The organism is Flammeovirga sp. OC4 (assembly GCF_000812565.1).
GTDB lineage: Bacteria > Bacteroidota > Bacteroidia > Cytophagales > Flammeovirgaceae > Flammeovirga.
This window is the reverse complement of the sequence record NZ_JTAM01000108.1, coordinates 1-15819: the sequence shown is the minus strand read 5'-3', so window position 1 is coordinate 15819 and position 15819 is coordinate 1. Positions and strand designations below refer to the sequence as shown.

At 35.3% G+C, this 15819-nt stretch carries 9 protein-coding genes and 1 riboswitch; of the genes, 3 read left to right on the top strand and 6 right to left on the bottom strand.

Annotated features, from left to right (window positions below; translation table 11 throughout):
* Positions 1-286: 286 nt before the first annotated feature.
* The 5 genes from PL77_RS28550 to metH all read right to left on the bottom strand — a co-directional run bounded on the left by PL77_RS28550 (position 287) and on the right by metH (position 8240).
* Positions 287-817, bottom strand: coding sequence for a hypothetical protein (locus PL77_RS28550; RefSeq protein WP_044213096.1), 531 nt, complete (start codon positions 815-817; stop codon positions 287-289).
* Between the two features lie 110 nt (positions 818-927).
* Complete coding sequence (locus PL77_RS28545) at positions 928-1941, bottom strand: BsuBI/PstI family type II restriction endonuclease (protein ID WP_044213094.1); 1014 nt, start codon at positions 1939-1941, stop codon at positions 928-930.
* Positions 1901-3106, bottom strand: coding sequence for a DNA cytosine methyltransferase (locus PL77_RS28540; protein ID WP_253274029.1), 1206 nt, complete (start codon positions 3104-3106; stop codon positions 1901-1903). The genes PL77_RS28545 and PL77_RS28540 overlap by 41 nt, the downstream gene beginning before the upstream one ends.
* Positions 3072-3923 (bottom strand): hypothetical protein, encoded by an 852-nt coding sequence (locus PL77_RS28535; protein WP_044213093.1) that lies wholly within the window; start codon positions 3921-3923, stop codon positions 3072-3074. Before PL77_RS28535 ends, PL77_RS28540 begins: the two co-directional genes overlap by 35 nt.
* A gap of 510 nt (positions 3924-4433) precedes the next feature.
* Positions 4434-8240, bottom strand: coding sequence for a methionine synthase (gene metH, locus PL77_RS28530; protein WP_044213091.1), 3807 nt, complete (start codon positions 8238-8240; stop codon positions 4434-4436).
* A 131-nt stretch (positions 8241-8371) separates the two neighbouring features.
* A riboswitch (SAM riboswitch) is annotated at positions 8372-8479 on the bottom strand.
* Positions 8480-9020: 541 nt separating this feature from the next.
* On the opposite strand from metH, the gene PL77_RS28525 reads away from it, so the two are divergent.
* The 3 genes from PL77_RS28525 (at position 9021) to PL77_RS28515 (ending at position 14753) form a co-directional block, all read left to right on the top strand.
* Entirely contained in the window at positions 9021-11948 is a 2928-nt protein-coding gene (locus tag PL77_RS28525) for a TonB-dependent receptor (RefSeq protein ID WP_044213089.1), read from the top strand.
* A gap of 35 nt (positions 11949-11983) precedes the next feature.
* Positions 11984-13624 (top strand): RagB/SusD family nutrient uptake outer membrane protein, encoded by a 1641-nt coding sequence (locus PL77_RS28520; RefSeq protein ID WP_044213087.1) that lies wholly within the window; start codon positions 11984-11986, stop codon positions 13622-13624.
* A gap of 610 nt (positions 13625-14234) precedes the next feature.
* Positions 14235-14753 carry a hypothetical protein gene (locus PL77_RS28515; protein WP_044213084.1) on the top strand — a complete coding sequence of 173 codons (519 nt, stop codon included), beginning with the start codon at positions 14235-14237 and terminating at the stop codon, positions 14751-14753.
* A gap of 33 nt (positions 14754-14786) precedes the next feature.
* On the opposite strand, the gene PL77_RS28510 is transcribed toward PL77_RS28515, so the two are convergent.
* Complete coding sequence (locus tag PL77_RS28510) at positions 14787-15662, bottom strand: haloalkane dehalogenase (RefSeq protein WP_044213082.1); 876 nt, start codon at positions 15660-15662, stop codon at positions 14787-14789.
* Positions 15663-15819: the final 157 nt, after the last annotated feature.

Below are 15819 nucleotides of genomic sequence, written 5' to 3'. Positions count from 1 at the left end.
AATTAAAAAGGGATTTTAAGTAACTGAAAATCATTGTTATTTGAATTTTATTTCAGTAACTTACCTGAGTCTTTTTGACGTAACACTCGTCATACAAGTTGGAGACTTGAAACGGTCTTCCGTAAAGACTCAAAACCACATTTCCATCCCATTTTTAATCTCCTTATTTTCTCGAAAAGTTGAAGTCTTGCACATTGGCTCGACTATTCAACACTAACGTAAATGCTAAACTACGACCAGAGGGTGCGTCACCCGATGGATGGAGGTTAGCTAATGTTGGCATGCGTTAAAATTTAATGATACTTTTTAATTTCTTAAACCAAGACTCTTTTTCAATTTTAGAATCTCTGTTATCTATATCTTGATTTTTGTATGATTTTAAATTTCTTAAATCAATAGGTAAAAAGTAACCAAATTCTCTATCAGATTTTTTAAGTTGGTTCCAAAAGTTATTTAGTTGTTTACTTTCGCCTAAATATATTTTATCATTTGCATGTTTAGATCCTAAATATATATTACACCTATCATGACTTAGGTGGTAAGCAATTATTACATCTATTTGTTCATTTTGATGTTGAACATTTAAGAAAGATTTAAATAAGCTACCACCATTTGAATCTTCTGATACAAACTCAAATTTATTTTTTGTGAACTCTATTTTTAACTCATTAAACTTACTTATTATAAAATCAGATGTTTCAGAGTTAATCTTCTTAGTATAAAGATTTAAGAACCTATGCTCAATATCTTTACTTACTGCGTTAATTTTATATTCTTTATCAAGAAAATGAGCAAGTTCACTAATTAAAGTATTCATTTTTAAATATAGTCTACTTAATGCATGCCAACAGTTAGGCTATGAAGCGTACTTTTTTGTGTTGCGCCTGCGGCAAAAAAGTGTGATTTATGAGCCATTGTTGGGTGTAGTTATTGCTTATAAGGCCCCATAAATTTATCCCCATTAAAATGTACCATATGATCAGGATTGTCTGCTATCCAAACTTCCGTTTCCCAAGCTATGTCAGGCATAAATTGTCTAAATTTTGGTCGATTAAGAAATGCTGTAACATAAACAATATCGGCTGTACAAGTTTTTGTTAATTTCTGTAATTGAAGTAATCGAATTTCACTAATCGGACCAGACGAGTGTACAGCTTCAATCAAATACAACCAGTTCTTTTCTTCAGAGTAGGCAACGACATCAGGAAGTTCTTCGTGAGATAATTCGAAAAAATTCAAATCTTTTAATCTTTCCTCATCTAAATGTAAATATTTATCAGATGTGTCACCTACATACAAAACCTCTGAACCATATCCATATCTAGGTAAAAACTCCTCAATAATTGCTTTTTGAAGGTCATTATGTTCACCTAAAGAAAAAGTAAGCTTTTTTCCAGATGGTAAGGAAACTGGAATCTTATTTATATCTCTTTCTCTTTTTAGTTTTTCACCAATGGTTTCAATTCCTTTTAGATTTTCATTAACTACATTCACCCAGTCATCATTACCATAAATTCTTATTAGTTCAGCATAATTTTGGTTAATAACATAACCTCTGGTAGAATCATTTGTAGCAGAATTAGGACTTGATTGCAAAACTATATCACCTACAGTGAGAATTTTCAAATCTTTTCTTCGAATATCATCATATGAACCAGAACTTATCTTTTCACCAAAATTAGAGTTAATAAAATTTATTATTGACCTAGTTTTAAGTGAATAATTTGACTTTGAATCCTTAGTATTTACAAAATCATCAATTGATTTAATATCGCCGCAAGCTAAAAACGCCATTGCCATTCTCTCTAATCGTCTTGGCGTTCCATCTAAAGGAACACCAAAACAATCCAATATATATAATGTATGGTTTATTAAATCCTGATTTTTCTTTGTCTTCTTTTTATAAGTTAGACACTTGTCTTTGTTTATATATTGCTTCACTTTCAAATAATGTTAGTTGTTTATTATTAGGTAATTCAGATTTAGATCCTTGCAAATATTTTTTTATTTGATCTGCTAAATGATAAGCGAAATAAGGCGCTACAGCATTTCCAATTTGATTATATTGTTTTGTTTCAGTTCCTGCAAAATTAAACCAATCAGGAAAACTTTGTAACCTAGCAGCTTCTCTAACAGTAATTCTTCTTCTTCTTCCTGAAGGAAGTTTAATTCTATGCATATCTCCAGTAGAACCTGCTAGATTTCTACATGTAAGTGTCCTTGCTGGTCTATTCAAATATAAATCTCTTGGATTAACACACTTAGAAGCTTTTTCATAATTTGCAATATACTTATCCATGCTTGGAGTTAAATACTTTGAATTATCATCTTCTTGTATCGCTAATTTTCCAAGAGCATCACCTGCAGTAATTAACTTATTTTTTTTTGAAGGAAGATAAATTTTTTGTTTTGCTCCTATTACTATTACTCTTTCTCTATTTTGAGGCACCTCAAAGTTTTTAGCATTAAGTAGCTCATAACTTATAACATAACCTAACTTTTCAAGTTCATTAATTACTTCAAGTAAATACCATTTATTTTTATATAAAATCCCTCTGACATTTTCAAATAAGAAAACTTCTGGATTTACTTTTTTAATAGCATCAATAAATATAGGAAATCCATCTCTTGAATCTTTTAATCCAAGCTGTTTCCCTCCAACACTAAATGGTTGGCAAGGAGGACCTCCAATAACAATATCAGCCTTAGGGTATTCTATATCTAAATCTAACTTTTGAGTAAAACATTCACCTAATAAATTATCATTATAAGTTTTAGATGCATTCTCTTCCATTTCATAGCCAATAGTTTTAAAGCCTAATGCCTCAAATCCTAAAGACAACCCTCCACAACCTGCAAATAAATCTAAAACTGTTTTGTTAAGATTTTTATCTATATATGGTTTTAAATCCTTATTTATCTTTTCAATATAATCCATTTTACAAAGGTAGTAAAATTGCAAGAATTTGTCTTTGTAGATAACCTTTATTACACCCAACGTAATGGCTAAACTACGACCAGCGGGTGTGTCACCCGATGGATGGAGATTAGCTAATGTTGTCTTTTTGTAATTAATTATTTCCGATAATAATGGGAATAGAGACATATTCTGGATATTTCAATGGATATCTACACTCAATAGTAAAATCCATTTTTTCAATTAAGACCTTCTGACACCAGTAGGATAATCCTAAATCTTCATTAATATTACCTTCATAATCTCTTTCAATACATAAAAACTCTAATTTACCATTTTTATTTATAGACATGTTTAGGTGAAATAAGTGTTTAAATTCTATCTTTTTAATTTGATCAATTTTCATTAGTTCACTTGATAGCTTTATACTTAGTTCTTCTAGAGAAAATTTTGTTAGAGGATAATTGTAGTAATCTATCATTTTTATTATTTGATCGTTTTGATAACATCTTACTGTATTCAAAGGGTATTTGTATGGTGAATTAATAACATTAAGTAATTCTTTTTTGGTTATTAAATCTTCATGAGATCTATATTGACGACTATATATTTTACCAGAATAAGATTTATTTTTAAATTTTAATGCTAATTCTCCACAAATTAAAATTTCGTAATTACTATCTAATTTGTTTAGAGCCAATAACCATTCTTCCCCAATTTTAAATTTATCAATGTATGGTCTACAAGCCATTCCATTATCACCATAAACTAATATTGTATCCTTAAAAACTTGTCCTCTGAAAATTTTTTTGACCTCAAAATTCATTGAAATACAATCTGTGAAATTAAGATTTTCATCACATTTGTAGTTTAAAACTTTACCTTGTACAATGATATCTGCTATTTGGTTTGCAAAAGCAAAACCACCATAATACTTACAAGTACACCCAAATGTATTGATTGAAATATTGATTAGTAATAAAGTAAATAAAAATGGTTTTGTCATTTGAAAGTCTAAGTTTTATAAAAGACAACATTCAATAAACACCACTGTTCTCTTTATTCCCAATAATGTGACATAGTGGCGTATATCTATTAGTAAAATAGTTTACTTTTCTCTCACTAAAAATAGCATTAACATATTAATTTTCAAATATATCACATTGCTATTTTTAGATGTATTACAAATTGACTGTTGAATCTGTAAAGACTGCTGTTTGAAATGAACTATTTCATACGTTTTTCATCAATATCAATTACGTTTTTATACTAAAAGAGGTATAATCCTAAGTGAAAGACACTCCTTGTTATGAAATTCGTAAAAGATTCGTGATTTATCCGAGTATTAATCGTTTATACACGCTTATATTTGCTTATTTTTATCAAGTTCGTAATATGATATAATTGGCGATCCAAAGAAGTGCTTATATGATACAAACTAGAAAGGTCACCTTCCCTAAGAAAAGTGACCTTCCATATTTACATTAATAACCAACTACAATAGTTGTCTTATTATTTAGTAACTCAACACGCTCCCTAACCAACGCTCCATTTCTCTCTCCTCTTTCTCCACACGTTTAGCGTAGTCTTGCAATTGGTCTTTGTTGATTTTTCCTAAACCGAAGTAACGAGAGTTTTCGTTACCGAAGTACCAACCACTTACGGATGCTGCAGGTGTCATTGCATAGCTTGATGTGAGAGAAACGCCGATGTTATTCTCTACGTCTAGCATCGCAAATAACTTGTCTTTTTCTGTATGATCAGGACACGCTGGGTAACCTGGTGCTGGGCGAATACCTTGATATTTTTCATCAATTAATTCCTCGTTGTTATGGATTTCATCTTTCGCATAACCCCAAATTTCCTTTCTTACCTTTTCGTGCATCAATTCAGTAAATGCTTCTGCTAAACGATCCGCTAAGGCTTTAACCATAATGCTGTTGTAATCGTCATGATCCGCTTCGTATTTCTCTACTAAGGCTTCAATACCGATACCAGCTGTTACAGCAAATCCACCAATATAGTCTCTTCTACCCGATTCTACAGGCGCAACGAAATCACTTAAACAGAAGTTTGGCTTTCCTGCCGCTTTCTTGTTTTGTTGTCTTAAGTGGCAAAGTGTACCAACTTGTTTCTCTCTATCCTCTCTGAAGAAAGTAGAATGATGATGCTCTGCGTCTGGCAATTCTACATCTTCTTCTTTGAAGTCATATAAAGCAATATCGTCATCGTTGATGCTATTGGCTGGGAAGAAACCAACTACTGCATTCGCTTGTAACAATTTATTGTCAACGATCTCTTTTAATAATGCTTTTGCATCTTTGTAAAGATCTGTTGCTTGTTTACCGACTACTTCGTCTTTTAGGATTGCAGGGAATCTACCCGCAAGTTCCCATGTTTGGAAGAATGGTGTCCAATCGATGTAGTGTGAGATTTCCTCTAAGCTATAATCCTCAAAAGTTTTTACGCCTAAGAATGATGGCTTGGTGATTGGTGTTGTTTCCCAATCAATCTGCACCTTATTCTTACGTGCCTCTTCGATAGGTAATAACTTCTTCGCTCCTTGACGTTTTGCATGAGAAACTCTTAATGCCGCATACTCATCTTTAAATTCTTGAATCACCTCTTGACGGTATTCTTTATTATCAGATGTATATGCTGAAGCAATCGGCACTGACTTAGAAGCATCCAATACGTGAACTACTGAACCTGAATATTTTGGATCAATTTTCACGGCAGTATGGATTCTTGAAGTCGTTGCACCACCAATTAATACTGGAATATCCAACCCTTGACGTTCTAACTCATCAGCAACATACACCATTTCGTCCAATGAAGGTGTAATCAAGCCAGAAAGACCAATTACATCTACCTTTTCCTCAACGGCAGTTCTAATGATCTTGTCCATTGGCACCATTACGCCAAGGTCAATGATCTCAAAGTTATTACAAGCCAATACTACACTTACAATGTTTTTACCGATATCATGAACGTCACCTTTTACAGTGGCCATTAAGATTTTACCGGCTGAAGAAGATGCTTCCAAATCAGGGTTGTTCGCTTTTTCTTCTTCAATATATGGAATAAGGATCGCTACCGCCTTCTTCATTACACGGGCAGATTTCACTACCTGAGGAAGGAACATTTTACCTTCACCAAATAAATCACCTACCACGTTCATACCATCCATCAAAGGACCTTCAATCACTTCAATAGGACGATCAAATTTCTGACGTGCTTCTTCTACATCTTGTTCAACAAACTCTACTAAACCTTTTACTAAGGCATGTGATAGTCTTTCCTCTACTGAATTTTCTCTCCAAGAAAGATCTACTTCCTTCTTCTTCCCTTTCGATTTTACCGTTTCAGCAAAATCAACTAATCGTTCAGTAGCATCCTCTCTTCTATTTAAAAGAACATCTTCTACATGCTCTAATAAATCTTTTGGAATCTCCTCATACACTTCAAGCATTCCTGGGTTTACAATACCCATGTCCATACCTGCTTTACCTGCATGGTATAAAAATACAGAGTGCATCGCTTCTCTTACAGCATTATTACCTCTGAAAGAGAATGAAATATTAGATACACCACCACTTACTAAAGCGTGTGGTAAATTTTCTTTGATCCATTTAGTTCCCTTAAAGAAATCAACCGCATAGTTATTATGCTCTTCAATACCCGTTGCCACCGCTAAGATGTTCGGGTCAAAGATGATGTCTTGTGGAGGGAAACCTACTTTATTGACAAGGATATCATATGAACGCCCACAGATCTCTTTTCTTCTTTCGAAGTTGTCTGCTTGTCCATCTTCATCAAACGCCATTACAACGGCTGCCGCACCATACTTTTTAATTAATGTTGCTTTTGCGATAAAGTCTTCTTCTCCTTCTTTTAATGAAATCGAGTTGACAATACCTTTACCTTGTAAGGTCTTCAAACCTGCTTCGATAACTTCCCATTTTGAAGAATCGACCATGATTGGCAATTTGGCGATATCAGGTTCAGAAGCAATAAGGTTTAAGAAACGTGTCATACATTCCTTAGAATCCAACATCCCTTCATCCATGTTTACATCGATCACTTGTGCACCACCTTCAACTTGGTGTCTTACCACCTCAATCGCCTCTTCATACTCTCCGTTCTCAATCAAACGACGGAATTTAGCTGAACCTGTTACGTTGGCTCTTTCACCCACGTTCACAAAAATGCTATCCGGTTTGATTGTTACAGGTTCCAAACCGCTCAATCGCTGATATGGTTCTTGAGTAGGCAGTTCTCTTACTTTGGCTTTACTAAATGTTTCAGCAATACCTCCAATGTGGTCAGGAGTAGTACCACAACATCCACCAATGATATTCACTAAACCATCAAAAGATTCTAAGATTTTACTCATTTCCTCTGATGTTTGGTCGTATTCGCCAAATTCGTTTGGAAGACCTGCGTTAGGGTAAGCAGAAACATTGATATCTGCTACACGGGATAACTCTTGAATATAAGGACGAAGTAAATCGGCACCCAATGCACAGTTCAAACCAACACTAAATAAGTCAGCATGTCTGATCGAGTTCCAGAATGCTTCTACTACTTGTCCTGAAAGAGTTCTACCTGATGCATCGGTAATCGTACCTGATACCATCAATGGCAAACGCTCTCCTTTATAATTGTTCGGGAATTCGTCTTCTCTTCCTGCTGGAACCGCTGAGACTGCTTTTCCTTGTTCTACGTCTGTAAAATACTTTTCTGCTGCAAAAAGAGCTGCTTTACAGTTTAAGGTATCAAATACTGTTTCAATCAAAATCGTATCTGCACCGCCTTCTGCCAAGCCTTGCACTTGTAAATAATAAGCCTCTACTAAGTCATCAAAAGTTACTGCTCTATAACCTGGATCGTTTACATCTGGAGAGATAGACGCCGTTCTGTTCGTTGGTCCGATGGCACCTGCTACAAAACGTGGCTTATGAGGTTCTTTTGCTGTAAATTCAGCCGCTGCTTCTTTGGCTAATTTTGCAGAAGCATAGTTCAACTCATACACCTCACTTTCCATTTCGTAGTCTGCCATTGCAATGGTAGTACCACTAAATGTGTTTGTCTCCACGATATCAGCCCCTGCCTCGAAATATTGCTTGTGTATATCTCTAATGATATTCGGTTGTGTAATCGACAACATATCATTATTACCTTTTACATCGCAAGGGTGATCTTTATATCTTTCTCCTCTGTAATCTTCTTCACCAAGTTTGTGTCTTTGGATCATAGTACCCATCGCACCATCTAAAATCAAGACACGCTCTTTTGCTAACTCTTTGAGCTTTTTTGACATAAGTATTTTCTAAAAGTTACGTTTCACTTACCTCCATAAAAAAGTAGACATAAAATATCTCTACTCAATTGAGAGGACAAAAACGTGCTTAATAAATTTTCGAGATAATCATTCTTGGAAGGAATGCATTTAGCTCATCTTTCTCGGACACTTCCGAAGCGGGACTTGGCACCTTTCGTTGGGAACAACGGTTGCCATGGCATCTACGAGCCCGTTCTCTCTGCCATTCTTGATAAGCACTCGGCAAAGATAGACACATTTTTAGAAAATTGAACAGTAATAAGGAAGAAAATAAGGCTTATCAATAAAAAAATATGACTTTTTTTATCTTTTTTTTAATTTTCAACAAAAAGGAATTGTACAAAATTTTAAATGTAATTAATACATTTTTATAACTTTCCGAAACAGATTGCGCAACAGGTTTCTATCGTATACTAAAAATCGTTACATAAATAACACAACCGGTTGAAAAGTCAGGTTTCATCCCCTCTTTCATTTCGACGGTATCACACTTTGAATTATTCAATTTTTAGATCAAAATCATACAATTTGAGCCAATATTAAAATTTGCAAAATCAGGCAATTACTCCTAGAATTGTATACAGACAAGCTAAAGCTCCTATCTCGAGATCAAACTATATTTAAATTTAAAGCAGCTCTACTAGTCTATTACTTTGAAATGAAAATGAAACGAAGACAATGAAATGAAATGACCAAATACACATGGCGTCCGTACATGTGTGCCAACTATTCATTGCTTATTAAAACCACTTTTAACAAATGAAAAAAAGATTACTACTGTTCAGTATTGTATCTGTATTTCTATTACTTACTACTTTTGGAGCTTATGCTCAGGATAGAATGATATCAGGTATTGTAAATGATGAAATGAAAAGTCCACTACCAGGTGTAAATGTAATTATTAAAGGAACTACACTTGGAACCACTACAGATTTTGAAGGAAAATTCACACTTAAAGTCCCTGAAGGAAATGAAACACTATTAGTGACCTATATTGGTTATTTTGATCAAGAGGTAACGATTGGAAACAAAACCAAATTCACCATCCAACTAAAAGTAGACGCCGAACAATTAGAGGAAGTAGTCGTTGTGGGCTATGGGCAAATGGAGAAAAAAGATGTGACTGGAGCCATGGCTTCCATTAAATCGGAAGACTTCAACCAGGGTGTAATGGCCTCTCCTGACCAATTGATTCAAGGTAAAATCGCCGGTGTACAGATGACTCCTTCTTCAGGAGAACCTGGCGCTGGGGTAAACATCAGAGTGAGAGGTGGTACATCTCTTACCGCTTCTAATGAGCCACTTTATGTGATCGATGGATTCCCTATTGATAATACCGCTTCAGATCCAGGTACCGGTGGAGTCTACTCCGAGTCTGCAGCTAAGAATCCGTTAGCTTCAATCAACCCAAGTGATATTGCCTCTTTTGATGTATTAAAAGATGCCTCTGCTACTGCAATTTATGGTGCTAGGGGTGCAAATGGTGTCATCATCATCACTACAAAAAAGGGACAAGAAGGTAAAGCAAAGGTAGATTATGATGCTTACTTTGGCGTTTCTCAATTGGCTAAAAAGGTAGAAGTATTGTCAGCTGATGAATATAGAGCGGCTACTGCTGCTGAAGGCACTTCTCCCCTAGACCTTGGTGCGAATACCGATTGGCAAGAAGTAATGACGAGAAATGCTATTACTCAAAATCACAACATTGGTATTTCTGGAGGTACTGCTGACACTCAATACCGTGTATCTATCAATTATCTTAACCAAGAAGGTATTATGGTCAATTCGGGAATGGAAAGAATAGGCGGCCGAATGAACATTACGCAAAAGCTTAGCAATAAAGTGAAGCTTGGAGCCAATATGATGGGTTCATTCACCTACAACAACAACCTTCCCTATGGTGTTGGAGGAGCATTAGATGGCGGTGTGATCAATAATATGCTGCGTATGTCTCCGCTATTACCTTCAGATTATTCTTCTGCAAATCAGCTAGAAAAAAACCCTTATATCATGGCCAACTCTGTTCGTGATTTCACCAAAACACAAAGAGTTTTAGGTAATGTATTTGTCGAAGCTGAATTTATCGAAGGTCTTACAGGTCGATTAAACCTAGGCGGTGATATTACTTCTGCAAAAAGAGATGCTTACCTTCCAAGTAGTATTGAGTGGGTTACTAAAGGTAATGGCTCTGCTGATGTTAGAAATAACTACTTACATAATATTCTACTAGAAGGTACAGTCAACTATACTAAAACGTTCGGAGACCTAAAACTTAATGCATTGGCAGGCTATACTTACCAAGAATTTGGACAAGAATATAACTACACCAATGCCACTGGTTTTGATGTAGACGAAACAGCTGAGCACAATTTAAATGCTACAAGCGGTGAAATCATCCTTAACTCCAATAAAGAGTCGAGCAAATTAATATCATGGATTGGTAGAGCAAATGTCAGCTACAAAGACAAGTATGTAATGACTGCTACAGTTCGTGCAGACGGTTCTTCTCGCTTTGGCGCTAATAATAAATGGGGTGTATTCCCTTCATTCTCTGCAGCATGGAGAGTGTCACAAGAAGACTTCTTAAGTTCAAATGATGTCATCACAAACTTAAAAGTAAGAGCAGGTTGGGGTGTTACAGGTTCTCAAGAAATCGGTAACTATCGTTCATTACCAACTTTATCTGGTAATAAAGAGTTTAGTGCTATCGGCATCGGATCAGGTGTAGCGTATAATAACTATGCAAACCCCGACTTGAGGTGGGAAGAAACAACACAACTTAACTTCGGTATTGATTTTGAATTCTTCAGAGGCATTGTCTACGGTACATTAGATTTCTATCAGAAAAATACCACTGACCTACTTTTAGAATTAGAAGCAGCTCAGCCAGCTCCAGTAGATTTATATCTTCAAAATGTTGGCGAAGTGAGTAACCAAGGTGTTGAAATTTCATTGAATACCCTCAACATGAGCAAAAGGGATTTCACATGGGAAACAGGAATCGTTGCTGCTTACAATGAAAATGAAGTAAAAAACATCGGTGATTACCAACAAATTCTTACGGGTTCAGTAGGTGGCCGTGGACAAACAGGGCAATTCTCACAAGTCATTAAACCTGGCTTACCTTATGGTACTTTTTATGGTCCTCGTTATCTAGGTTTAGATGAAAATGGTAAAGCAATTCAATCCGATGAAAGAGAAGTACTAGGCCAAGCTATTCCAAAATGGACCTTCGGAATCAATAATACTTTCAGATATAAGCAATGGGATTTCAACTTTTTCCTTAATGCTGCTACTGGACACCAAGTATTTAACAATACTGCTCAAGAATTCTCTAACACGAATGATTTATACGCTGAAAACAGTACTTATAATGTCATGAAAGTAGCTGTAGAAGATGGTGTTCGTTCTACAGAATACAATTCTAGATTTATAGAAGATGCCTCATTTATTCGTCTTTCAAATATGACTTTAGGCTATACGTTTGAAATGGAAAACGTAAAATTCATCCGTAGTCTAAGAGTATATGCGTCTGGTCAAAACCTATTCGTTATCACTAACTACTCTGGTTATGACCCTGAAGTTAATGCTCCATCAGGTGGAGGTCAAGTACCTCCTGTAGGTATCGACTATAATAACTACCCTGCCGCTAGAACATATATTGGCGGTATATCTGTAGGATTTTAATCTCCCTTCTGTCAAATTTAAAGAATTAAGAAATAATGATTTTAAGAAATAAATTGATGATCGCACTTGCTGCAGGTGCTTTATTCTCTTCCACTTCATGTACTAATCTAGACGAAGAACTCCATAGTTCTGTAACTGATGAGTACTTCCAAGATCCAGAAAACTTAGTTTCTGCTGTTGCTCCTGTTTATGCTTCATTGCGTTCTTATTATCACCATGAAAATGCTTGGGGGTTTTCTCAAGTATCCTCAGATGAAACGTTAGTTCCAACCAGAGGTGGTGACTGGTATGATGGTGGAAAGTGGCTGCAATTGAATGCACATACTTGGAATGAAAATCACCCTCATTTAAAAGGTCTTTGGGAAGCACCCTATCAAGGTATCGCTAGAGCAAATGTATTATTGGAAGCGTTAGAAGGCTTTGAGCAAACCGAAGATGTAGTCAATACCGCCAATGAAGTTAGGTTTCTACGTGCTTTTTATTACTTCAACTTAATGGATATGTTTGGCAATGTGCCACTTGTATTAGTTTCACAACACAATGGTGACACCCCTGCAAGTACTCGTCCTGAATTGACACAATTTATAGTAGATGAATTAGAAACTATTAAAGATGCCCTACCTGACCAACCTGCCTACGGTAGAATTGGAAAAGGTGCTGCTTATGCTCTTTTGGTTAAAATCTACTTAAATGGTGGTGTTTATTTCCAGGATGGTTCAAAAGTGGTCGATCCATCTTCAGATCATTTGGATAAAGTAATCAGCTACAGTAAAGTGATTGACGGTTTAGGTTATGCCGTTTACCCTGATTACCTAGAAACGTTTAAGTTGGCCAACGAAGAAAATAACACAGATTATATTTTCACGATTACTTATGCGGCAGATGATCCATTAGGAAATCACGGCAACAGCTGGGGTGTACATTATGACACTCATAAGGTCAAAGGTATAGAATGGAAAGTTCCATCAAAATGGAACGGTTTTTCAATCATGACAGACCGCTATCAAACTTTCGATGCGACTGATACTCGTATTAATCAATTCTATACAGAATTTGAGAAAGAGGATGGTTCAATTGTTCAGCACGAGCAAGAACTTCCATTATTTGATGCCAACAAAACACAAGGAGTACGTCTGATGAAATGGGAACCGGATCCAGGTGCAGACGGTGTAACTTGGGGTGGTTGGTCAGGCAATGACTTCCCTCTAATTCGTTATGCTGATGTATTATTAATGCATGCGGAAGCTTTAGCGAGAAAAGGAATGAATGGCGAAGCATTGGCTATGGTCAATAAATTAAGAACACAAGGAAATCGTTTCGAATCCGATTCACCTATTGCAGATGCAAGTGCTCACTTCACTCAATTACAAAATGATGGAAAAGTAAATTCAGTTCTTGACTTTATCCTAATGGAAAGAGGTTGGGAATTGTGTTGGGAAGGCGTAAGACGTCAAGACCTCATCCGTCATGGTAAGTATTTGGATGCATGGCAAAACAAACAAATGGAAAATGATCCAGATGCGTTTGAGGAAAAAATAGATGATAATGGTAATACTTATAAATATTGGTTACCAAGTCAAGGAAAAACAAGTGATGGATCGCACCGCTACTTGTACCCTATTCCTCCGGCACAAGTAGATGCTAATCCAAACTTAAATCAAAATGATGGTTACTAGAATTCGGTATATCCATATAAATCAAATAACGAATACTCTTGCACATCACTCCCTTTCAGATAAATTTAATTAAATAGTGTAGTTTAAGTAAGTAGGCATAAGCATTTTTTGTTTATGTCTACTGCATTTTCAACAAAAACGAATTGAACGTAATTCATACAAAAAGGCCCATTGTCATATCGAAAACAGTTTCAGACCACTTTGGACATTTCAGGGTGGTCTCTTTTATTTTAATTGAACATTAAAGGTAATGATATTCTTATCCTTTAGATCATCAGAAATTTCTTAATTTTTAACGGCTCAATTCATGAAATTCTTAACGCTTTTCCCTTCAATGCCAGGGGGAATACTACCAAACTAAAATGGTAGAAAACTCAATGGTGCGAATGTTAAGCGTCAGCGTCATTCGTGTACTTCAGATCATCAGAAATCTCATGATTTCTAAACAATATAAATAACGCAAACTTAGTTTACAGCGAAATAAGAGAAGTATTTTATTTTCAGTGTATTCAAAAAATGATAACTTTAAACGCTGGTAATTAGGAAATAACTATTTACTCAAAACTTAAATGATGTACTATTGTACTTGCTTAGCTTTAAATATTAAATTATGAGAACGCTCTTAAATATTCTTCTTCTTTCAATACTACTGTCTCTTTTTACATCTTGTGGTTCCACTGATATTGAACCTAAACGTCAATACACCACTATTGAAGGTGATGGAACATCTGATGGAAGCACCAAATACTATATTTTTAAAACCTCTAAAGGAAATAAAATAATCATAGAACAATTCATTGTTAAACATAACGGTGAAATCTATGGGTACACTTGGACCAATAATTCCATTGACAATCTCTTTTTCTTTTCTGCCTCTTCTTTTGAAGGCAGTTGGGCTAACGGTGCTAATGGCCATATTGATTTTGTCATTAATTCTTCGGATCAATTCAGCTTATCAACAAACACTCACAATCAAAACGATTGTTACAATTACCGTAGAAATTTGAAGCATGGAAATACGAAAGATAGTTTTTACGTCAACAACTACACGGAAAAAAGTGCATTTACGGAGATCAATTACGGTCCTTTCTGTATTAGTAATATGAGTGATTTTTATTTACATCGTTAATCGTTGTCTTTTTGAGATGTTGCAAACATGTTCTTAACGGTTTTCCTCCATAAAGGATTTAATATGGTTGGCAATTTCTTCTCCTTTCTCTTCTTGTAGGAAATGACCTGCATTGGAGATTGTGATTCTTGTTTGAACTTCATCCGGAATCAATTTGTAGAAGAATTTCTCCATTCCCCCTAATACCTGATCTTTGTCAGAAAACATAACTAATGCAGGTTTATTCCATTTTGAAAGTACCTCCCTAGCTCTATTCATTTCAAATACTCCTTTATCTGAAGGTTTTGAAGGTACCAAAGAAGGAAAAATACTTGCACCTGCCTTTGACTTCTTGTTTGGAAATGGCAAACGATAAGCTGCTAATGTAGATTTATCTAACTTGTTGTACGTTCCTTTCTGAAGGATCTGATCAATAGGCAACCAGGGATGATACTTTGCATACAATTGCCAAAGTCTGAAAAATAAAGACAACTTCTTTCCTTTCGGAAGAAAAGTATTCATAATTACTACTCTTTTGAATCGTTCTGGAAATTCTCCGAGTAAACTCAAACCCAACAGCCCTCCCCAATCCTGTACTACTAATGTTACATCCTCTAAATCCAAGGTGTTCATTAGATTTTTTAAGGATGCATAATGCAATGCAAAACTGTAGTCTTTTTTAGAGGACAACTTATCAGATTTACCAAAACCGATTAAATCTGGAGCAATAAAACGGTAGTCAGATAATACAGGAATAAAGTTTCGATAGAGGTAACTCCATGAGGGTTCACCATGAAGTGCCAAGATGATCTCCCCCTTACCTTCATCAATATAATGCATCTTAATACCGTTGTTATCAATAAAGTGTGGTGTAAAAGGGTATTCTGTCAGTTTATTGAAAGAGCTGAGATTTGCAGATAAAATTTCCATAGTTTAAGATATTAAAGAGTAATCGAAGGCATTATATTCTAAAAATTGATGGCTTATTCTCTCAATACATTGTAAACTAAATGTTCGTCAACTTTCAATCAGCCTTCCTGCCAGCATTTATAGGATCAACTTTCAAGCTTCCTTCTTCTTCATTTTT